General features: G+C 49.9%; 20 protein-coding genes and 1 riboswitch. Of the genes, 15 read left to right on the top strand and 5 right to left on the bottom strand.

Annotation, left to right across the window (positions count from 1 at the left end; genetic code table 11):
- Positions 1 to 212 precede the first annotated feature (212 nt).
- The 3 genes from QZ105_RS02205 to QZ105_RS02195 all read left to right on the top strand — a co-directional run bounded on the left by QZ105_RS02205 (position 213) and on the right by QZ105_RS02195 (position 2,860).
- A complete protein-coding gene (locus tag QZ105_RS02205; protein ID WP_293728219.1) occupies positions 213 to 1,520 on the top strand; it encodes an amidohydrolase in 1,308 nt (435 codons plus the stop codon).
- 87 nt (positions 1,521 to 1,607) lie between these two features.
- The gene (locus QZ105_RS02200) at positions 1,608 to 2,414 is read left to right on the top strand and encodes a DUF3100 domain-containing protein (RefSeq protein ID WP_293728218.1); all 807 of its coding nucleotides are present in this window, start codon (positions 1,608 to 1,610) and stop codon (positions 2,412 to 2,414) included.
- Positions 2,414 to 2,860 carry a DUF340 domain-containing protein gene (locus tag QZ105_RS02195; protein ID WP_293728217.1) on the top strand — a complete coding sequence of 149 codons (447 nt, stop codon included), beginning with the start codon at positions 2,414 to 2,416 and terminating at the stop codon, positions 2,858 to 2,860. Before QZ105_RS02200 ends, QZ105_RS02195 begins: the two co-directional genes overlap by 1 nt.
- Before the next feature lie 96 nt (positions 2,861 to 2,956).
- On the opposite strand, the gene QZ105_RS02190 is transcribed toward QZ105_RS02195, so the two are convergent.
- Genes QZ105_RS02190 through serC form a run of 3 tightly spaced genes read right to left on the bottom strand, consistent with a single transcriptional unit; the run spans position 2,957 to position 6,363 of the window.
- Positions 2,957 to 3,598 (bottom strand): histidine phosphatase family protein, encoded by a 642-nt coding sequence (locus QZ105_RS02190; protein WP_293728216.1) that lies wholly within the window; start codon positions 3,596 to 3,598, stop codon positions 2,957 to 2,959.
- Positions 3,599 to 3,648: 50 nt separating this feature from the next.
- Positions 3,649 to 5,235 carry a phosphoglycerate dehydrogenase gene (gene serA, locus QZ105_RS02185; RefSeq protein ID WP_293728215.1) on the bottom strand — a complete coding sequence of 529 codons (1,587 nt, stop codon included), beginning with the start codon at positions 5,233 to 5,235 and terminating at the stop codon, positions 3,649 to 3,651.
- Positions 5,236 to 5,289: 54 nt separating this feature from the next.
- Entirely contained in the window at positions 5,290 to 6,363 is a 1,074-nt protein-coding gene (gene serC, locus QZ105_RS02180) for a 3-phosphoserine/phosphohydroxythreonine transaminase (protein ID WP_293728214.1), read from the bottom strand.
- A 486-nt stretch (positions 6,364 to 6,849) separates the two neighbouring features.
- Positions 6,850 to 6,952: riboswitch (TPP riboswitch) on the top strand.
- 67 nt (positions 6,953 to 7,019) lie between these two features.
- Between serC and thiC the strand changes: the two genes are divergently transcribed.
- The gene (gene thiC, locus QZ105_RS02175; RefSeq protein ID WP_293728213.1) at positions 7,020 to 8,324 is read left to right on the top strand and encodes a phosphomethylpyrimidine synthase ThiC; all 1,305 of its coding nucleotides are present in this window, start codon (positions 7,020 to 7,022) and stop codon (positions 8,322 to 8,324) included.
- Between the two features lie 124 nt (positions 8,325 to 8,448).
- On the opposite strand, the gene QZ105_RS02170 is transcribed toward thiC, so the two are convergent.
- On the bottom strand, positions 8,449 to 8,817 hold the full coding sequence (locus QZ105_RS02170; RefSeq protein WP_293728212.1) for a hypothetical protein: 369 nt from the start codon (positions 8,815 to 8,817) through the stop codon (positions 8,449 to 8,451).
- Entirely contained in the window at positions 8,805 to 8,957 is a 153-nt protein-coding gene (locus tag QZ105_RS02165) for a hypothetical protein (protein ID WP_293728211.1), read from the bottom strand. The genes QZ105_RS02170 and QZ105_RS02165 overlap by 13 nt, the downstream gene beginning before the upstream one ends.
- 627 nt (positions 8,958 to 9,584) lie before the next feature.
- Here QZ105_RS02165 and QZ105_RS02160 point away from each other — a divergent pair.
- The 11 genes from QZ105_RS02160 to QZ105_RS02110 all read left to right on the top strand — a co-directional run bounded on the left by QZ105_RS02160 (position 9,585) and on the right by QZ105_RS02110 (position 20,982).
- Positions 9,585 to 10,496: a hypothetical protein gene (locus tag QZ105_RS02160; protein ID WP_293728210.1), complete on the top strand. Its 912-nt coding sequence runs from the start codon at positions 9,585 to 9,587 to the stop codon at positions 10,494 to 10,496.
- 109 nt (positions 10,497 to 10,605) lie between these two features.
- A complete protein-coding gene (locus QZ105_RS02155) occupies positions 10,606 to 11,511 on the top strand; it encodes a VirK/YbjX family protein (protein ID WP_293728209.1) in 906 nt (301 codons plus the stop codon).
- A gap of 101 nt (positions 11,512 to 11,612) precedes the next feature.
- Entirely contained in the window at positions 11,613 to 12,542 is a 930-nt protein-coding gene (locus QZ105_RS02150; protein WP_293728208.1) for a hypothetical protein, read from the top strand.
- 253 nt (positions 12,543 to 12,795) lie between these two features.
- Positions 12,796 to 14,265 (top strand): organic solvent tolerance protein OstA, encoded by a 1,470-nt coding sequence (locus tag QZ105_RS02145; RefSeq protein WP_293728207.1) that lies wholly within the window; start codon positions 12,796 to 12,798, stop codon positions 14,263 to 14,265.
- An 18-nt stretch (positions 14,266 to 14,283) separates the two neighbouring features.
- Positions 14,284 to 14,847 (top strand): SIS domain-containing protein, encoded by a 564-nt coding sequence (locus QZ105_RS02140; RefSeq protein ID WP_293728206.1) that lies wholly within the window; start codon positions 14,284 to 14,286, stop codon positions 14,845 to 14,847.
- Positions 14,837 to 16,327 (top strand): D-glycero-beta-D-manno-heptose-7-phosphate kinase, encoded by a 1,491-nt coding sequence (gene rfaE1 / locus QZ105_RS02135; RefSeq protein WP_293728205.1) that lies wholly within the window; start codon positions 14,837 to 14,839, stop codon positions 16,325 to 16,327. The genes QZ105_RS02140 and rfaE1 overlap by 11 nt, the downstream gene beginning before the upstream one ends.
- Positions 16,324 to 17,298, top strand: coding sequence for an ADP-glyceromanno-heptose 6-epimerase (gene rfaD, locus QZ105_RS02130; protein ID WP_293728204.1), 975 nt, complete (start codon positions 16,324 to 16,326; stop codon positions 17,296 to 17,298). Before rfaE1 ends, rfaD begins: the two co-directional genes overlap by 4 nt.
- On the top strand, positions 17,288 to 17,788 hold the full coding sequence (gene gmhB, locus QZ105_RS02125; RefSeq protein WP_366935961.1) for a D-glycero-beta-D-manno-heptose 1,7-bisphosphate 7-phosphatase: 501 nt from the start codon (positions 17,288 to 17,290) through the stop codon (positions 17,786 to 17,788). Before rfaD ends, gmhB begins: the two co-directional genes overlap by 11 nt.
- Positions 17,789 to 17,818: 30 nt before the next feature.
- Positions 17,819 to 18,865, top strand: a complete 1,047-nt coding sequence (gene waaF / locus QZ105_RS02120; RefSeq protein ID WP_293728202.1) for a lipopolysaccharide heptosyltransferase II — start codon at positions 17,819 to 17,821, stop codon at positions 18,863 to 18,865.
- A complete protein-coding gene (locus QZ105_RS02115; RefSeq protein ID WP_293728201.1) occupies positions 18,858 to 19,901 on the top strand; it encodes a glycosyltransferase family 9 protein in 1,044 nt (347 codons plus the stop codon). Before waaF ends, QZ105_RS02115 begins: the two co-directional genes overlap by 8 nt.
- A 4-nt stretch (positions 19,902 to 19,905) precedes the next feature.
- Positions 19,906 to 20,982, top strand: coding sequence for an ATP-binding protein (locus tag QZ105_RS02110; RefSeq protein WP_293728200.1), 1,077 nt, complete (start codon positions 19,906 to 19,908; stop codon positions 20,980 to 20,982).
- Positions 20,983 to 20,986 lie beyond the last annotated feature (4 nt).

Genomic DNA, 20,986 nt, shown 5'->3' with positions numbered 1-20,986 from the left:
TTATCATAATATTGATATGCTATCCATATATCATAGCACAGGAATAGATAGAGGTAAATAAAAATCTTACTGAATTTGTAAGAGATATCTTGTATACAGGCTTGGAATGTTTGACATTTGTATCTGCTGTGCTATAATTGTAGTAAATATATTAAGTTTCAACAAGCGATGTCTTTTGATTAAAGACAAAGGCTCAAAGGAGGAACTGTTTTATGGACAAGGAGCTTTTAAAACAAAAGGTGTGCGCCGCTATTGACGCTTCCGCTGATAAAATTAAAGCTGTGGCCGACAGCATCGGCGACGAGCCGGAGCTGGGCTTTAAGGAAACGAAAACTGCCGCGAAGGTGGCCGCGTTTATGCGCGAGCTGGGGCTGGAGCCGCAAACCGGTTTGGCTATCAACGGCGTGAAGGCCCGCGCCAAGGGTGGCAAGCCCGGCCCCACCGCCGCAGTTGTTGGCGAGCTGGACGCTGTGGGCTGCCCTGAAAGCGAAAAGGCCGACCCGCTGACCGGCGCGGCTCATGCCTGCGGCCATAATTTGCAAATCGCCACCATGCTGGGCGCGGCCTGCGGCATTATGAAGTCCGGTGTGCTGAGCGAGCTGACCGGCGACGTAGTTTTCTTCGGCGTTCCCGCCGAGGAATATATTGAAATCGAGTACCGTACAAAACTGGTGAAATCCGGTAAGCTGCATTTTTTGAGCGGCAAGGGTCAGCTGATTTATGAGGGAGCCTTTGACGATATCGATATGGCGATGCAGATGCACGCCGACAAAAATATGCCGCGTCCCACCGTTTCCATCGGTGAAAGCAGCAACGGCTTCGTAGGCAAAACGGTGCGCTATGTTGGTAAAACCGCTCATGCTGCCGACGCTCCCCACGAGGGCGTCAACGCTTTGAACGCCGCAATGCTGGGTTTGATGGGCATTAACGCTCTGCGCGAAACCTTCCGCGAGCAGGATGTGGTGCGCGTCCATCCGATTATCACCAAGGGCGGCGATTTTGTAAATTCCGTGCCGGACGACGTGCGCATGGAGCTGTATGTGCGCGCTAAAACCATGAACGCCATCGACAGCACCCACAAGCGCGTGGACGCGGCCTTAAAGGCCGGCGGCGACGCCGTAGGCGCGCAGACCATTGTGGAAACGCTGCCGGGTATGCTGCCCTTGAACTGCAACCGTCGCATGAACGAGCTGATGGTGGAAAATTCCCGCAGGGCTTATCCCAGTGTGGATATTAAGGACGCGGGGCATTTCAGCGCTTCCACCGATATGGGCGACGTGTCCCACCTGATGCCGGTTATCCATCCCTTTATCGGCGGCACCGAAGGCCTTCTGCATACCGGCGGCTTCCGTGCGGTTGATTTTAACGCCGCCGTGCTGCTGCCTGCCAAGGCTTTCGCTATGATGCTGGTGGATTTGCTGGCTGACGACGCTAAAGAGGCCAAAGAAATTCTGGCGGACTTTAAGCCCATTCTTACAAAAGAAGAATACATTGAAAAAATGGAAAGCTATTTTAGTTAAATCGCTTGGGAGCCGTCAGGCAACTTCGCGGCCGGCGGCTCTTTTCCGGTTTTGCCATTATAGAAAAATTTTAAGGAGGGGAATGTAATGAAAAATATTAAATTACATGCCATTATTCTCGCGCTGATCATCGTGGCGGAATTGATCGGCACGCACACAATTACCATCGGCATCGGACGCATTGTGCTGCTGCCCATGCTGTACGCTTTGCTGCTGGGTATTTTGACCACGCCGAAATTTTTGAATCTGTCCAGCAAAAAAGAAATGGTGGACGCCAGCGGACTCATCGGCATTACGCTGATGCTGCTCATGGCGCGTTACGGCACTTTAGTAGGCCCCACGCTGCCGAAAATTTTAGCCGCTTCTCCGGCGCTGGTTTTGCAGGAGTTTGGCAATTTGGGCACCGTGCTTTTGGGCGTACCTGTGGCCGTGTACCTGGGCTTGAAGCGTGAAACCATCGGCGCGGCTCACTCCATCGCCCGCGAGCCGAACGTAGCGCTGATTGGCGAAAAATTTGGCCTCGACGGCAGCGAAGGCCGCGGCGTTATGGGCGTTTATATCGCCGGTACCGTTTTCGGTACAATTTTCTTCGGCATTATGGCCAGCGTAGCCGCTTCCATGCTGCCCATTCATCCCTATGCTTTGGCTATGGCCGCAGGCGTTGGCTCTGCCAGCATGATGACCGCAGCCGTAGGCAGCCTTGCGGCTATGTATCCCGATATGGCCGACCAGCTGGCGGCTTTCGGCGCGGCTTCCAATATGCTTTCCGGCTTGGACGGCTTGTATATGTCCGTATGGATTGGCCTGCCCATGACCGAATGGTTGTACAAAAAATTCTATAAGCTGAAATACGGCGTTCTTCCCGAAGCACCTGAGAAAGGAGAGGAAGCATAATGAAATTGAAGGATACCATTATTGTTCTGGCCATCGTTTCTTTTATGAGCCTGTTCTCCAATGTTTTGGGTACGAAGGCTACTATCGTGGATTCCATCCCCGGCCTGCTGATTCTGGCGGTTATCGCTTTGGCGGGCATGCTGATGTCCAAATATTTGCCCGGTGGGATTCCCGCTGCCGCTTATGTTGTAACCATCGGCTGCATTTTGACCATCCCCGGCGTTCCCGGCAGCGACGTCATTAACGCTTATGTTAAAAACGTGGGCTTTGTGGCTCTGTGTACGCCGATTTTGGCTTATGCCGGCGTTTCCATTGGCAAGGATTTGGACGCCTTTGCCAAAACCGGCTGGCGCATCTGCGTGCTGGCGATTGTAGTTTTCGTCGGCACTTATATCGGCAGTGCGATTATCGCGCAGGCCATTTTAAAATCCTTGGGACAAATCTAAGTGCGAGTGTCTTGATTGCGGCGTCGCTTCGGCGGCGCCGCATTTTTATGTCTGAAAATAAAAAAGACGCCGGTTGGCGTCCTTTTTGTGAAATATTTACAGCCCCGCCTGCTCGATGCCGCTGAATAAAAAGCCCAGATGGTTGGTGGAGTTGAGCAGCACGATGCGCCATATTCCGTCGTTATATTCCAGCACGTTGATGCAGGTGTTGTCCTGCTTTATCTGCCAGAAGTGCTCCATGCCCAGTCCCAGCAGGTCGCAGATGATGGCTTTGTTGACCGCGTCGTGGGCGGCGACTAGTACGGTTTTGTTTTGGTAGCGCGTGGCGTAATCGTCGAAAGCGGCGCGCACGCGGCGGCGCACGTCCTCCAGGCTTTCGCCGCCGCCGGGCATTTGCACCCTATGGGGTTCTGTGTGCCATTGGGCAATTTCCTTGGGATATTGCTTTTGGATATCGCCTGCTAGCACGCCCTCCCAGCTGCCGTGATTGATTTCCAGCAGGCGGTCGTCGGTTGCGACGGGCAGGCCGTGGAGCCCGGCGCAGAATTGACAGGTTTGGCAGGAGCGCTGCAAGGGGCTGGAGATGGCGGCGTCCAACGGAATATGGCGCAGGCCTTCAGCCAGCAGCTGTCCCTGCTGCAGCCCGCGCTCGCTGAGAGGAGTATCCTCCTGACCCTGATAGCGGCCTTCAATATTCCAGGTGGTTTCGCCGTGGCGAACTAAAATTATTCTCGTCATTTTCCTTCCGGCAGGGCGTTTGGCCCCGCCGCCTTTCTGTGTGATGTAAATCAGCTTTCGCAGTTGATGAGCTTAACGTCTAAAATGCCGTCGATGCCGCGCAGCTGCAGCATGATATCGTTGGGAATATCGTCGCCGACGGCGATAGCCATAATATTGGTATCGGATTTGGGCGTGCTGCCTACCTGCATGCTGTTGATATTGATGCCCGCTTTGCCTAAGATGGTTGCCATCTGGCCAATCATATTGGGCTTATTGATGTGGGGGGCCAGCAGCAGATAGCCTTCGGGCTTAAAGTCGATATAATATTTATCAATTTGCACAATCTTCGGCGTTTTGCCGTCGAACAGCGTGCCTTCGATTTTATGCGTACCCTTGGTGGTGGTAATGCGGGCGTTGATGGCGGTGGAGAAGTAGCCTGCTTTATTGGCCTTCACCTCTTTGACTTCAATATTGCGCTTTTTGGCGATGCCGGGCGCGTTGACGAAGTTGACGCTTTCCTGCAGAATGGGATTCAATAGTCCTTTGAGGAAGGCGGTGGTCAGGGCGGAGGTTTCCGTTTCGGCAAGCACGCCGGTGTATTCCACCTCTATGCTCTTAATGGGGCCGTCGGCCAGATAAATACCCACGGTACCCATGCGCTCGGCCAAGCTGAAATAGGGCTGGATAACGCGGGCCACGCTCTTGGGAATGGGAGCCATATTCACGGCGGTCATAACGGGGCGGCCCTCCAGCGCGTCGATAACGCCGTAGGCTACGTCCACGGCCACGCCGATTTGCGCTTCGATGGTGGAAGCGCCCAGATGCGGCGTCTGTACTACGTTGAACAGGCCCAGGAAAGGATTATTTTCTTTAGTCAGCGGCTCGTTAGGATATACGTCGATGGCTGCGCCGGCAATTTTACCGGACTTGAGTCCTGCGGCGATAGCGTCCGGGTCCATGCAGCCGCCGCGGGCGCAGTTGACGATGCGCACGCCGTCCTTCATCTTGGCGATAGCTTCGGCGTTTAGCATTTTTTCCGTTTCTTTCGTCAGCGGCGTGTGGATGGTAATGTAATCGGACTTTGCCAGCAGCGTATCGAAGTCCACCAGCTCTACGCCTACCTGATGCGCGCGTTCTTCCGTAATATACGGGTCGTAACCGATGGTGGTCATCTCCATGGCCTGCATACGTTTGGCGACGCGGCTGCCGATGCGGCCCACGCCGATGATGCCCAGAGTTTTGCCCTGCACCTGAATGCCGTCGAAGGATTTGCGGTCCCATTTTCCTTCTTGAATGGATTGGTGGGCCTGGGGAATGTGGCGCGTCATGGACATCATCATAGCGATGGTGTGCTCGGTGGCGGCCATGGTATTGCCCTCCGGCGTGTTGAGCACTACGATGCCCTTGGCGGTGGCGGCGGAGATATCGATATTATCCACGCCTACGCCGGCGCGGCCGATAACCTTCAAACGAGTGGACGCCTCGATAACCTCTTTCGTCACCTTGGTCATGGAACGGGTAACAAGGCCGTCGTAATCGTTAATTACTTTGATAAGCTCTTCCGGCTTCATATTGGGCATAACGTCCACGTCAAAATGTTCGCGCAGCAGAGCCACGCCTTTTTCGCTGATATCGTTGCTGACAAAAATTTTCATTGCTATCTTCCTCCTGCTTTAGTGCTGCTCGCTTTTAATTTTGAACGGCAGCCTTTATTCGTGTGCGCGCTGATATTTTTTCATGAAGTCCGCTAGTGCGGCGCAGGTCTCCAGCGGTACGGCGTTGTAGGCCGAAGCGCGGCAGCCGCCGACCAGCCGGTGCCCGCCGATGCCCACGAAGCCTGCGGCCTTGCCTTGGGCGACAAAATCCTTTTCCAGCTCCGGCGTTGCCAGATTAAAGGTAATATTCATCAGGCTGCGTGCTTCTTTAACAGCGTGGCCTTTGTAGAAGCCGTTGCTGCCGTCGATTACGTCGTAGATAAGCTTGGCCTTAGCGGCGTTATTCTGCGTTATGGCGTCTACGCCGCCCTGCTTTTTAATCCAATGCAGCGTTTTATTGACCATGTAAATGGCGAAAACCGGCGGCGTATTATAAAGCGAATCGTTGGCGGCGAAGGTGGCATATTTCAGCATGGTGGGCAGCTCCTGCCGCGCCGTGGCTAAAAACGCTTTTTTGGCGATGACGATAACCACGCCTGCCGGTCCTAAATTCTTCTGCGCTCCGGCGTAAATTAAATCAAAATCCGTAACGTCAACTTTGCGGGAAAGAATATCGCTGGACATATCGCAGATTACCGGTACGTCGAATTTGGGAAAGCTGCGGTATTCCGTGCCGTAAATCGTGTTGTTGGACGTCAGGTGGACGTAAGAGGTGCCGTCCTTAATATTGAAGCTGTCGGGAATATAGCTGTGGTTTTTGTCGGCGCTGCTGGCCGCTTCGTAAACCTCGCCGAAAAATTTGCCTTCGGCCATGGCTTTTTTCGCCCATACGCCGGTGTTGACATAGGCGGCGTATTTTTTGGTGTGGAAATTGGCGGCGGTCATTAAAAATTGCGTGCTGCCGCCTCCCTGAATGAACATAATCTCGTAATCGTTGGGGATTTCCAAAAGCCGGCGCAGCAGCTCCTTGGTTTCCGCGTGCAGCGCGGCGTATTCGGCGCTGCGGTGACTCATTTCGATAATGCTCATGCCTGTTCCGGCATAATTAAGAAATTCAGCCTGAGCCTCCCGCAATACTTCCAGGGGCATGGCGGAAGGACCGGCGTTGAAATTGTAAGCTCTTTGCATTTTTGTTGCTCCTTAAAATAAAATAAGAGAAGCGTCCTCCTTGGGACGAGCTTCTCTGTCTCGCGGTGCCACCCAATTTGCCGCGGCTCCCGGCGCGCCTAAAAAAATAAGCCCTCATCCCACATGGGACGAGAACTTCTCGCGGTGCCACCCAATTTGCCTACGGCCAACTTTTATTCGCTGTATCGGGCGAACCCGTCGGATTCATCATTCGCCGCTCCCGAGCGGAACAGGTATGCCTTGCTGCTGTCTTGCATCCACCGGCAGCTTTCTGAAAGCGCGGCACGCTGCTTCTCTTTCATTGCGTTGCGATATTAATATTAAATTGAATTATAGCACTTCTTTTTCAGTAGTCAAGCAAAATTTGCCCGGCAGGCTGATGTATACAGTGTTCTTGCCGCTTTTGTATTAAAGTTTACAAAGCGAATATTTTCAGCTTTTTCTTGCGCAAAGCAGGATTTAGTGCTAAAGTATAAATAATTAAAGAAGAATCGCTAGGGGCGCAGCTGCAGCTGCTGAGAGGACGGCCGTCCGACCCTTTGAACCTGATCCGGTTAAGACCGGCGTAGGAAAGCGAGCGCCTGCCGTTTTCGCAGCTATACCGCTTTCCGTCAGGAGAGCGGTTTTTTATTTGCCGTAAGTAAAGGAGGAAGATTATGGCAACGCAAATGCAGTTGGCAAGACAGGGAATTATTACGGAGGCTATGCAGCTGGTAGCGGAGCAGGAGGGCATAACCGCGGAATTTGTCCGCGAGGGCGTAGCCAAGGGAACGATTGCCATTCCCTACAACATCAATCATAAGAATTTGACGCCGCGGGGCGTGGGCCAGGGCTTGAGCGTTAAGGTCAACGCCAATATCGGCACCTCCAGCAGCTATCCCGACCCTGCGCCGGAGCTGGAAAAGCTGGCTGCCGCCATCAGCGCCGGAGCCGATTCGGTGATGGATTTGTCCACGGGCGATAATATCAGCGCTTCACGGCAGGCTATCATTGGCGCGTCCACAGTGATGGTAGGCACCGTGCCCATGTATCAGGTGACGGTGGAAACTATTTTGAAGCGCGGCGCGGTAGTAGCTATGACGAAGGAGGATATTTTCGACGTTATCCGCCAGCAGGCCAGGGACGGCGCGGATTTTATGACGCTGCACTGCGGCATCAATAAAAATGTGCTCAAGGCCTTGACGGAGGAGGGCCGCGTAATGGATGTGGTCAGCCGCGGCGGTTCCTTCATCACCGGGTGGATGCTGCATAACGAAAAGGAAAATCCTTTATACGAATATTACGATGAAATTCTCGATATTTGCGCCGAATACGACGTAACCATCAGCCTGGGCGACGGTCTGCGTCCCGGCTGCATTGCCGACGCGACGGACAGAGCGCAGATTCAGGAGCTGCTGAATCTGGGCGAGCTGACCCAGCGTGCCTGGGAGCGAGGCGTACAGGTGATGGTGGAGGGCCCCGGCCATGTGCCCTATAATCAAATTGCTGCCAATATGCAGCTGCAGAAGCGTTTGTGCCATGGCGCGCCTTTCTATGTTTTGGGGCCTTTGGTTACGGACGTAGCGCCGGGCTACGACCATATTACCAGCGCTATCGGCGGCACTCTGGCTGCCGTCAGCGGCGCGGACTTTTTGTGCTATGTAACGCCGGCCGAGCATTTGGGCCTGCCGGATTTGCAGGATGTGCGCGAGGGCGTCATTGCGGCCCGCATCGCCGCTCATGCCGCCGACCTCGCTAAGGGCAATAAAAAAGCCTGGGAGTGGGACTTGGCCATGGCCAAGGCGCGCAAGGAGTTAAATTGGCCTGAGCAGCTGCGCCTGGCGCTGGACCCGGTGAAGGCTACTGCTTACCGCCGCAGCAAAAATCAGGCTGACGACGAGGCCTGCTCCATGTGCGGCGATTATTGTGCCGTGAAGATTGTAGGCCGGTATTTGGAGGAGCACAAAAGAAAAAATAGATAAGGCTTTAGGGTAACGAAACGTTACCAGAAAAAATGTTCGTATAAAGTAAAGCGCCCCGGCGTACTGCTTTTAATTTTGCAGTGCGTCGGGGCGTTCAGCTTTTGCGTCCGCCTAAAGCGAGAAGCTATTCAATTACTTGCAAATCGTTGGCCTGCGCCAAAGCGTAAATTTCTTCCTTGCTCAAGCGGGAAAGCTTGAGAATCTGCGCTAAGGTATACTTGTCCTTGAGCATATCGAGCGCTATATCACGTGTTTTTGCTGCTATGCCTTCTGCTCTGCCTTCCCTACGACCTTCCATGCGTTCGTCTTTTAATCTTGTAGATAATACCATATATTCTCGCCTCGCCTTCTTATCCTGCCGCAGCCGCACTACCTCTGCTTCTACTTCTTGCGTAAATTTGTCGATAGGCACATTCTCGTTGACATAACGCAAAAAGTTTTTAACCAGCGGCGTTACGTTGCCCTGCGTACCTTGAGAATTTAGTAGCAGCACGGTTCGGTGTAGATTATGTCGGCGATTTCCTTTTGCATAATTGCGCCGACAAGTTTTTTACACAGGCGCTTGTTTTCCATAACCTTTTTAAACATGAAATCGTTGCTGATGGGCAGTGTGTCAAAGCTGTTTTTAGTCATCCTCTTCCTCCTTAATTATAGCATGCTAATAGCGGTTCTGTCATGGATTTTGCATTGTAAAATAGCGTGCGCGGTTCATATAGCCGGCTGTGAAACGGTAATTGCGGGCGTGAAATATATGTGGGCGGCGGTTACCGGTAAAACAAAAAAAGCAGTACCGCCGGTGCGTTGGCAGGGCAACCGGCTAGGTACTGCATTATCTCTTAAAAAGTTTTGGGGGAACGGGTAAGAGATACGATTACGTTTTTGATTTTTTGACTTTTGTATATTATAGCAGACGAGGAAGCGGATGGCAAGAGAATTTTTGGAAAATTATAAATAAAATTTACTTGAGGGTTAGGGTAACGAAACGTTATGGGAAAGAATGTTAGCTTGAAAGGAAAGTCGACTATCAGCTATCTCACGAATGGTATTATAAAATAGATAAGTAAGGCAGGAAAAATTATTTCTTGCTTTTTAGCTAGTAGTCGGATATGCTAATAATAAAGTATGGTTCACTTTCATCCACTAGTTATAAAGTTCGTTAGAAGTATCTATGAATTTAGGGAGGATATGCGTATGTCAAGAGAAACGGAAAAAATTTTTAAAGAGCTGCACGCTTTTTTGGAAGAGCGAGGTTTGATGGACATGAGCAAGGAAGAAGCGCAGCAGGCAATCGATGAATTTATGCAGATGCATAATATTAACCCGCGCGTTCCGCTTACGGAAGAGACGGCAAAAACGGCGGACGATTATTTTGAATTAGCTTCGGAAAGCAGAAGCAAACCCAAAATACTGAAATATTTAAAAGAAGCGATTAAGCTGGACCCGAACCATATAGACGCTTTGAGCAGCATAGCGATACTTACCTGTAAAAATCATTGGGAGTTGCTTAATAAATTGCAGGAAGTAGTGGAGCATGGTAAAAAAGTTATGCAGCAAAAAGGCTGGGACGCCCAAGAGTATATTGGAGATTACTGGCTGATTACCGAAACGCGCCCTTATATGCGGGCGAAAGCAGATTATATAAACGTTTTATTTGGGTCCGGAATGTTGCGCAAAGCCGCTGCCGAATGTGAAGAACTGTTGCGTTTATGCGAAGGCGACAATTTGGGAGTCAGGCACAAATTGATGCATATTTTCGCTATCTTAGAAGAAAAAGATAAAGCTTTGGCTTTGTATAAAAAATTTGGCGAGCCTAACGAAACGCAAATGCTGTTGCCGTTGTCGATTTTAATGTTTAAATCAGGCGAAATGGATTTAGCTGCGGATTACTTAAAGCGTTTGGCAAGCAGCAATAAAGATACGAAGAAGTTTATTAAACTAGCGCTGCAAGACGGTGGCGTGCAGGAATTGATAGATCGTTTTTACGACGAAGACGAAATACCACAAAGCTACCGCCCGTCTACGATGGACGAATTTGCCATGGAAATCAACGAGTACCCGGATATGTTTTCTCTAGCCGAAGGTTACTTTCCTTGGGCGTATGAGGAGCTGAAAGTAAAGAGGCAAGCAAAGCCGGCAAAGCCGACAAGGAATGGGCTCACTATTGTAAAATAAGGGGATTGCTTACTGTTGCCCGGCGATTGGCGAGTCGAAGACGATGACAGAGCCATGATAAATATGATATAATATATAAAATCATACTCAAACGACGCAGAGGTAATTCATGGAAAAAGATATTTTAGAATACGTGGGCAAAAGCCTGTACCAAACGCATATCCTGAAGGAGATGAAGCGCTATCTGGTGTTTCGCACACGCTGCCGCCTGCACAGCGGCGCAGTGAACGATGTGCTGGAATTTTTTGACGCTACGCCTGCACGCTGGAGCTGGCTTAAAGGCACGCCGTCCTTTTTAGAGCAGACTACCCGAGCTTTCTTCTATAAGGGCTCGACCTGGGACGAGCGCGTGGCTTTGCTAAAAAATCATATTTTGCTTTTGGAGCAGTATTTTCAGCCGGAGCTAATGAACAAATTATATGGTGAGCATAAGCGCGTGGAACTGTGGCGCGATTCTTATGAGGATAAACCGTTGACCCTGGACTTGTTCTTCCATGCCGGGCAGCGCAAGGAGGGCTGCCTGTCGCTGATGTTATTTTACGGCGACGAGGCTTTGTATCAAATTATGTTCTGGCTGGGCAGGAATATCGCCGACGGCAAGCCCGCAATTTTTATAGGCGCCTTGCAGGGGCCGCAGAACGGCAACGATTTGATTAAGGGGCTGACGAAAGCTTTCTTCGGCTATCGGACGAAGAATTTGATTTTTTATGGTATGCGCAGCTTTGCGAAAGCGTTGGGCATCGAGCAAATTTACGCTGTGGCTAACGAGGGCTATTACGCTATGAACCACATTCGCGCGGACCGCAAGCTAAAGACGGACTTCGGCGCGTTTTGGCAGGAATGCGAGGGCAGCCAGTGTTCCGACCACCGTTTTTATGTGATGCCCACGGCCGAATACCGCAAATCCATGGAGGAATTGAAACCGTCCAAACGGGCGCAGCACCGCCGCCGTTTTGCAAAAATGGACGAAATAGAGGCGGCAGTAGCAGCCGCTGTGGCTCAATATAAAAAATAAATTGTTTTAGCTTACCTGCAACCTGCGGGCAAGCTATTCTTTTATTGTGGAATATGCTATAATAAATATGATATAGCTTACTCTGACAGGAGGTATGTAAATTGAAAAGAAAGCTTGCAACTCTTTTGCTGACTTTTGTGTTCTGCTTTACTATGGTAATGCCCGGTTTTGCCAACGATGTAAATCTGCCTGTGGCCGATAAAATAGGCGCTATGGAAAAGCTGCTGTACGGTACGGAGCAGAGCGGTTCTCTGATTCAGCGCATGGATAGTCTGGAGGACGACGTTTACGGTGCTTTAACGACTGATGCCATTTTAAACCGCGTGGATAATATGTACGATTATCTCGAGGGCACACCCGAATCCGGCGAAGCTTCCTTTGCTACCAAGCTGAACGTGGTGGAGTGGCGCATGAATGAAAGTATGTCCGGCGGTCCGGCAAAAAATCGTATTGAGGCCACGGAAAAGCTGCTGTTTGGCCAGGCGCAGAGCGGTTCTCTTTCCGGACGTTTAGAGGAGCTGCTGAAGCTTGCGTCCTACAGCGACGGCAACGTGCCGGTGCAGCAGGTTACTCTGCCTAAAGATTCCGTTTTTAAAATCGCTTTTACTTCGGAATTGAGCACTAAGATGAGCCGTCAGGGAGATACGGTGAACTTTAAGGCTGCGGATAATTTGTATGTCAACGACGTGCTGGTGCTGCCTAAAGGCGCGACCGGCGTGGGCGTAATTAAAAAAGTTGTGCAGCCCGGTATTTTCGGTAAGGACGGGCGCATAGATATTACCTTTACGTATATTTACGGTGTTGACGGGACAAAAATTCCTTTGACTGTAGGCGAGCTGGCCAAGCAAAAGGCTGAAAGCATTGCGGGCGCGGCAGGCGTAGCTATCGGCGGCATGATTATTTTAGGACCCGTAGGCGTTGTCGGCGGCGCTTTTGTTAAAGGCAATTCCGTAACTATTCCCGTAGGCTGTGAAACTTATGTGCAGACGTCGGAGGATGTAACTATGCAGGGCGTTGTTTACAGCGAGTGATGACAGCGTATAAGCCGACATCTACTTCGTCAAGGCTCCTCGGAGTATTAACGATACGCTATCGTCGCCTTTTCTTGTATCTGGCGCCTTCTCCGCTGTCATATTAAAAAAGAAGGCGTCAGCCGTTTAAAATCTCACAAAAACATTGAAAAAGCTCACTCTAAAAAAGTGGGCTTTTTATTTTTTTGTGGTATAATGTTAAGTGGATTATTATGCAAATTTTTCTTATCCTACTATACAAAGGAGCATACTCATGAAGAAAACATTTTTCGCAGCTGCGTTGGCACTCAGTCTGTGCGTGCCGGTTTATGCCGCTCAATATACAAATACGGGCGACGAGCGCTTCGCCGGTCCTGATATGGAGATGGCGCCCAATAATGCTGTTAAGCATCGTGAAAAGCATGACGGCTCCCAACCGCTGCCTATTACGCTGACCGGCGAGCACGCCGTATACGATAGCGTCAGCGGCGATTTTCATGCCGAAGGCAATATTAAAGTGACGCAGGGCAATCAGATTATCTATACGACCGCTGTAGTCGGCAATATGAAAACTGGCGACGTGTGGCTCAAGGAAGGCGGCACACTGGAGGAGATTGGCTCCACTACTAAAGCTGAATGGGGACATTATAATTTTAATACCAAGACCGGCGAACTGAAAAAAATGTCCGGCTACAACGGCAAGGACTTTTACTATGCGCCGCACGCGGTTATCGACCCTGAAAAAATGACGCTGGACGAAGGCGGCACGCTGACGCGCTGTCCTGCCGTTAAACATCCCAAGTGCCTGGAAATCAGGGCAAAAACTTTCGAGGTTTATCCTGGAGAAAAAATGCTGGCCAAGGATGTGCAGGTTTTTATTCGCGGTAAGCATATCTATTCGCGCGACTATTGGGAAAATACGCTGAGCGGAAAAAGCCAGGAGAAAATTGTCCCGCATATCGGCTTCAAGGACAGCGATAAGGGCACTTACATTAACGTATCTTACGAACGTCCGCTATCTGAAAGGGATACGTTTTACGCCGATTTAAATTATTATACTAAAGACGGATATAAGCCCATGTTCGGCTTGACTCATGACGAGCGTAATTTTAAGATAACCGTGCAGGACGGTTGGGACGAAAAGGACGACGAGTGGGTAAAGAAGCAGCGCGATATAAGATTCGATTACAAACCGCATCATTTTACGGATAAGCTGCCGCTTTCCTACAGCGCTTATTACGAGCGCGGTTTGTGGCGCAACGAAGATACTAATGTGCAAAGCTGGCACACGGAATACGGCGCTTTTTTAAACCATGACAGGATATATTTATTTAAGGATTATACGACGATAGATTTGACCATCGGCAAGAAGTGGACGCGCGAAAGCGAAGAACAAGGCCCTACGTCGTCAACCAATGTTTATTACGCTACGGTGAACCAAAAGCTTACCGATAAATGGAATACGTGGGTGGGATACTATCGCGAAGATTTTACGACCCGCTTGTTTACCTACGATCAGCCGGATATGCCGGTAGAATTGCGCAACGGCTTGCAATATAAGCCGGATGACAAAAATATTTTAGCGGTTATTAACCGTTATGATTTGGATTCCCGCAGCAAGTACGAAACTATTTACCGGTGGACGCATAAATTCTGCTGCTGGCAGGTCGTTTTGGAATATACGGACGAGCATTATAAGAACGATCACTCCTTCGAACTGAAATATGAATTTACAGCATTTTAAAATTTGAGGTTAGCGATTATGCAAAAAATTATTGAGCAAAGATTTTTAGACCACCTGGAAGTGGCGCACGCCGTTCTGCACAGCAATATTTTGGCGCAGATCGAGGTGATTGCCGCGGAGATAAAAAAAGCCCTGGCGGCGGGCAATAAGGTGCTGTTTGGCGGTAACGGCGGCAGTGCTGCCGACAGCCAGCATTTGGCGGCTGAATTTGTGGGGCGCTTTCAAAAGGAGCGCCGCGGCTTGCCTGCCATCGCTTTAACGGTGGACACGTCTATTTTAACGGCAGTGGGCAACGATTACGGTTATGACAAGGTTTTTGTGCGCCAGGTGGAAGCGCTGGCTAAACCCGGCGACGTGCTGGTGGGCATTTCTACCAGCGGCAACAGCGCCAACGTGGTGCAGGCCGTTGAGCTGGCTAAAGCTATGGGCGTGTACTGCGTAGGCATGACGGCGGCTGGCGGCGGCAAAATGGCAGAGCTGTGCGACCAATGTATTGCCGTGCCGGCTAAGGTGACGGCGCGGGCGCAGGAAATGCATATTTTAATCGGACATATTTTGTGCGAGCTGGTGGATGGTGAATAGAGTGGCAGGCTTGGCTGTAACAACTTTTTTAGCAGAGCAAATAAAAAAATTAAAAATCGCCGTTATTGGCGACGTGATGCTGGACCGTTATTTTCATGGCGAGGTAAAGCGTATTTCTCCCGAAGCGCCGGTGCCTGTAACAAAAATCAACCGCATTAAATCGGTGCTGGGCGGAGCGACTAACGTAGCGGCTAATCTGGCGCATTTGGAATGCCAAGTATTTATGGGCGGCGTTACCGGCGACGATGATAACCGGGTCCTGTTGGAACGCTTAATGGCCGACGCCGGTATCGATTACAGCGGTTTGGTGAAAAGCGAGCGCCGCAAAACCATTACTAAGTTGCGTGTATTGGGCGGCAATCAGCAAATGCTGCGTCTTGATTTTGAAGAAACTGGAGATTTGTATCCGGAGGAAATAGTGGCGTTGCGTCAGTGGCTGGCCGGATTGCTGGACGATGGGCTGGACGGCATTATTGTGTCCGATTATGCCAAAGGCGTTTGCTCCGACGATTTTTGCCAGTGGGTGATTAACGAAGGTCACGCTTATAATATTCCCGTGCTCATCGACCCTAAGGGCGCAGATTGGACGAAGTACAGCGGCTGCGATTTCATTACGCCTAATTTAAAGGAAATGTGCGAGGCAGCAGGCTGCCAAAAGGACAATGAGGATGCGGCGGTTGTGGGAAAGGGGCGAGCCGCTAAGGATAAGTACTATATAAAAAATGTAGTAGTAACCCGCAGCGAGCGGGGCATGTCGCTGATTAACGATCACGAGGTGCTGCACAGTCCGGCAACGGCGATCGAGGTTTTCGATGTGTCGGGCGCAGGCGATACGGTAGCGGCAACGTTGCTGGCCGGTGCGGCGGGCAAGCTGCCTTTGAAAGACGCTATTTATATGGCTAACCGTGCTGCCGGCATCGTAGTGGCTAAGGTTGGCACTTATCCCGTGCATCGGGACGAGCTGCTTAAGGATTTGCTGACGGAGGAACGTAAGCAGGGAAGGGGCTACCGCACGCTGAGCTGGCAGGAGATTGCTTCCTTGGCCGCTACCTGGAAAGCCTGCGGTGAGAAAATTGTTTTCACCAACGGCTGCTTTGATATCCTGCATGTTGGTCATGTGACTTATTTGGAAAAGGCGCGCAATCTGGGCAAGCACCTGATTGTGGGCCTGAATACGGACGCTTCCGTGCGCCGCTTGAAGGGAGAAACGCGGCCCCTGGTACACGAGCTGGACCGGGCGCGGGTTTTAGCGGCTTTGGCCTGTGTGGACGCGGTGGTGCTGTTCGATCAGGATACGCCGACGGAGCTTATTGAAAAAATCCGCCCTGATATTTTAGTTAAGGGCGGCGATTATAAGCCGGAGGAGGTTGCAGGACGCGAATATGCCGGCGAGGTGCGCATTATAGAATTTGAAGACGGCTACTCCACTACTGGCGTAGTAGAAAAGATTGCTAAGATGGTTAAGGAGGGTAAATTATGATTATTGTAACTGGCGGCGCCGGTTTTATCGGCAGCAATATTGTCAAGGGTTTGAACGACCGCGGTATCGACGACATTTTAGTAGTCGATAATCTGACCAATATGGTGAAGTTTAAAAATATCCAGGGCCTGAAGGTACACGATTATATGGATAAGTACGCCTTTATGGACGCGCTGAAGGCCGGTAAATTCAATCATGATAAAATCGACGTTATTTTCCATGAGGGCGCTTGCTCCGATACTATGGAGTATAATGGCAAGTACATGATGGAAAATAATTTTGAGTATACGAAAAATGTGCTGCATTTCTGCCTGGACCGCAAAATTCAGCTGATGTACGCTTCCTCTGCGTCCACCTATGGCAGCGGCGCCCATGGCTTTAAAGAGGAGCCAGCCTGCGAGGAGGCGCTGAACGTCTACGCTTTTTCCAAGCTTTTCTTTGATAATTATTTGCGCCGCTTGCTGCCTGCCGCTCAAAGCCAGGTAGTGGGCCTGCGTTATTTCAATGTTTACGGTCCGCAGGAAAATCATAAGGGCAAAATGGCGTCTATGATTTTCCAAATGTACAATCAATGGAAAGCTGAGCATAAGGTAAAGCTGTTCGGCGAGTACGACGGCTACGGCCCCGGCGAGCAAACCCGCGACTTTATTTACGTTAAGGACGTGGTGAAGGTAAACTTCTACTTCTGGGAGCATCCGGAAATCAGCGGCATTTTCAACTGCGGTACGGGTCACGCTCATCCCTTCAACACATTGGCGAAGGCCGTGCTGCAGCATTTTGGCAGCGGCGAGCTGGAATACGTGCCCTTCCCGGAAATTTTGAAGGGTAAATATCAAAGCTTTACGGAAGCGGATGCGACTAATTTATTAGCCGCAGGCTATGACGGCGGCTTTACGCCTATTGAAGAAGCGGCTGAGGAATATTGCCAGCTTTTGGATAAGACCGGCGGTTATTATGTTTATGAAGGATAAGGCTGTCTTTTTTGATAGGGACGGCGTTCTCAATGTGGACGTGGCCTATCTTTATAAAATTGAGGAGCTGCGCTGGGTTGACGGCGCTAAAGAGGCGGCGGCTTATTTGACCGCTTTGGGATACAAGCTCTTTATCGTGACGAATCAAAGCGGCATCGCTCGCGGTTATTATACTGTGGAGCAAATGCAGGAGCTGCACGCTTATATGCAGCGGGAGCTTGCTGCGGCCGGCGGCAAAATTGAAAAGATTTATTATTGCCCCCATCATAAGGAGGGCGTTGTGCCGGAATACAGTTGCGACTGCGATTGCCGCAAGCCAAAGCCGGGCATGCTGCTGCAGGCCTTTGACGAATATGATATCGATAAAGAGCAGAGCTTTTTAATTGGCGACGGCCAGCGCGATGTGGAGGCGGCGGAGGCTGCCGGTATCAAGGGCTATTTGTTTAAGGGCGGTAATCTGCTGGAGTTTGTTAAAGGCATACTTGGATAATTTCCCTTAGGATTGAAAGAGAGCATGGGAATGGAATACAAAAATATTTTACTTATCAAAATGAGCTCCTTGGGAGATATTTTGCATACGCTGCCCTTGGCGGCAGCTTTGCGGCAGCCCTTTCCCCACGCCCGCATAACATGGCTGGTGCATCCGCAATTTGCCGGATTTGTACCAGACCAGCCGGTTATCGACGAGGTGTTGTATTTTGATAAGGTAAAATTTAATAAAATGGGCGTGGCCGACAAGCTGAAATATTTTTGTCAGATGCGCGCCTTGCTGCACAGCAAGCGTTTTGATTTGGTAATCGATATGCAGGGCTTGTTTAAAAGCGCGGTACTGGCGGCGATCAGCGGCTGCGATAATCGCATTGGTTATTGCGAAATGCGCGAAGGCAGCGGCTTCATCAGTAAGGCTATCTGCGGCAGCCATAGCAAGGCGCACGTTATCGAACGCTATTTGGATGTAGCTCGCTATTTGGGCGCGCAGATAGACAGCTTGGACGACGTGCAGTTTCCCATGCCTGATTTAAGCAAAGAAACCGCTGGCGTGCAGGCGAAATTACGGGAGCGTGGCTGGCAAGGAGGCGCTTATGTAGTCATTGTGCCCGGCGCAAGGTGGGTTACCAAGGAGTGGCCTGTGGCGCATTATGTGGCTTTGGCGCAAAAAATTACCGCGGCAGGCGATTGTATAGTTTTGGCCGGCGGGCCTGACGATGCGGCCAAAGGTAAAGCTATTGCTGAGCAGTGCGCTTCTCCTTTGATAATCGACCTGACCGGACAAACTTCCTTGCGAGAGCTGGCGGCGCTTATTAAAGGATGCAGTTTTTATATCAGCGCGGATACAGGTCCTTTGCATTTTGCCGCGGCTTTGAAAAAGCCCTTGGTCGCTATGTACGGGCCGACGAAAGCCGACCGTACCGGGCCGTACGGCAGTACAAATTCTACGGTGCTGCTGTCTCCGGCGGCATGTGCAGGCTGTTTGAAGAAAAAATGTGATAATTGGCATTGTATGCATGATATTACGCCGGAAATGGTATACGAAATCTATCGAAAAAAGGTGAACGCTGATGGTTAAAGCGGTTGAGTTAGATGGAAAGAAAATATTAGTTACATTTTTAATGCATCTGGGCGATTTAACGCTGACTACGCCCTTTATTCATGCGCTGCGCAAGGCTGCGCCTACGGCGCATATTACTTTTCTGGCGGATGAAAAGCTCAAGGACGTGGTTTTGCATAATCCGTATTTAGACGAGGTAATCACCATAGATAAAAAAGGCCGCGACAACAGCCTGCTGGCTTTAGCTGCTTGCGCCCGCCGCTTGAGCAAAATGGATTTTGACGTGCTGATAAATCTGCATCCTAACGAGCGTTGTTCTTTTATTTGCGCACTGACTAAAACCAAACTGCGCGCAGGCACTACGCATACGCTGTTTAAACCTTTGTGGGATGTGTTTACGCCTTTGAATCGCAAGATTCATGCTGCCGATATGTATTTGGACGTTTTGACTCAGTTAGGCGTGCCAAAGCTGGAGCATAACGGCCTGGAGATTTTTCCCAGCGAGGAGCACATGCAGCACGCCGAAGAATTTTGGCGCGAGCATGGCGTGTTCGGCAGCGATAAATTGGTGGGCTTTAATATTGGCAGCGCGGTGGTGACTAAACGCTGGGCGCCGGAGCGCTTTGCCAGGGTAGCGGATATTTTGGCAGGCAAGGGCTATAAGCCGGTATTCTTTGGCGGTACGATGGATGAAGAAATGGTGCAGGAGGCTGTCGGTTATATGAAGACAATTCCCGTTGTGGCGACGGGAAGCTTTACTATCGGCGGCTTAGCAGCCGCTATGCGCCGCTGCAGCCTGATTATTACCAACGACAGCGGGCCGATGCATGTAGCTATCAGCCAAAAAGTGCCTATTGTTGCTATGTACGGGCCGTCCAGTCCTAAGCTATACGGGCCTTATACCGAGGACGCTCTTATTGTAACGGCCAAACCGCCGTGCTTGGGCTGCGCCGGCGGCATGAAGCATAAATGCGATGATATGCAGTGCATGACGCGCTTGACGGTGGAGCAGGTAGCAGCGGCGGCGGAGAAAATGCTGGAAGAGCGAGGATAGAATCATGATCAATAAAATTGAATTAGAGAACTTCCGCGGCTTTAAAAAATTTAATACTGAGTTAGCTCCAATTACTATTTTTGGCGGCAAAAATAATTCTGGAAAAACGAGCGTTTTAGAAGCTTTGTTGTTTATCTATGCTCACGCTAATCCCAATTGTTTTTTTCAGATGAATTTTTTGCGTCACATGAATGATCAGCCGTTGATGACAGCAGAGCGATTATGGGAGCCGTTATTCTATAATTTTAACTCTGAGGAAAAACTGCGAATAGCTTTGCATCATAATGATGGAAATAAAAATCAATTAACCTTGGTGAAAGATGGTAGAATAGCTTCTTCTGATGAAAAAATATCTTTGCCGAATAATTTGTTCCTGCAAACAGGAGGCATACCTAATAATTACCCCTTGTATTTAGAATATCAATCTCCAAACTTAGAAGAAAGAGGTTATTATAATATTTCTGAAAGTGGGCTGAGTATTAATTATACTCACAAGAAAGAGCTGGATAAACAAAAACTGCAAATGGTTTTGCTATTTAAATCAGAAACTCTTTTTGACGCTAATATGCTGGCGCAATGGTTTGGAAACTTAGTCTTAAATGATGAAAAAGACATGATTATCAAAGCGTTACGCATATTTGAACCGACATTGAAAGATGTGCAAACGATTATGAAAGGCGCTGCGGGATATCTTTATGCTATTTTAGAGGACGGACGTAAAATGCCCATTTCCTATATGGGCGACGGCATGAATCGGCTATTAAATATTTTGCTTGGCATTATCGCTAATCCTGGCAGTATTATTTTGTTGGATGAAATAGAAAACGGTTTTCATTATAGTATGTATCAGAAAATGTGGGGATTGTTAGGATACACTGCAATAGAACATGGTTGTCAAATTATTGCTAATACGCACAGTTGGGATTTGCTGCAGGGGGCTGTTGATGCTTTAAGAACTTCTGGACATTTGGAGAAAATGGCTTATATAAGATTAGATAAAAGAAACGAAAATATTAAAGCGCATTATTTTGATAGCGAGATGATAGAATTTGCCTTAAACGCTGAGATGGAGGTAAGGTGATTCA

Source organism: uncultured Phascolarctobacterium sp. (genome assembly GCF_905212365.1).
In the GTDB taxonomy this organism is placed as follows: domain Bacteria; phylum Bacillota; class Negativicutes; order Acidaminococcales; family Acidaminococcaceae; genus Phascolarctobacterium_A.
Note: the sequence above shows the minus strand (reverse complement) of the source record. Positions and strands in the feature narration are given on the sequence as shown.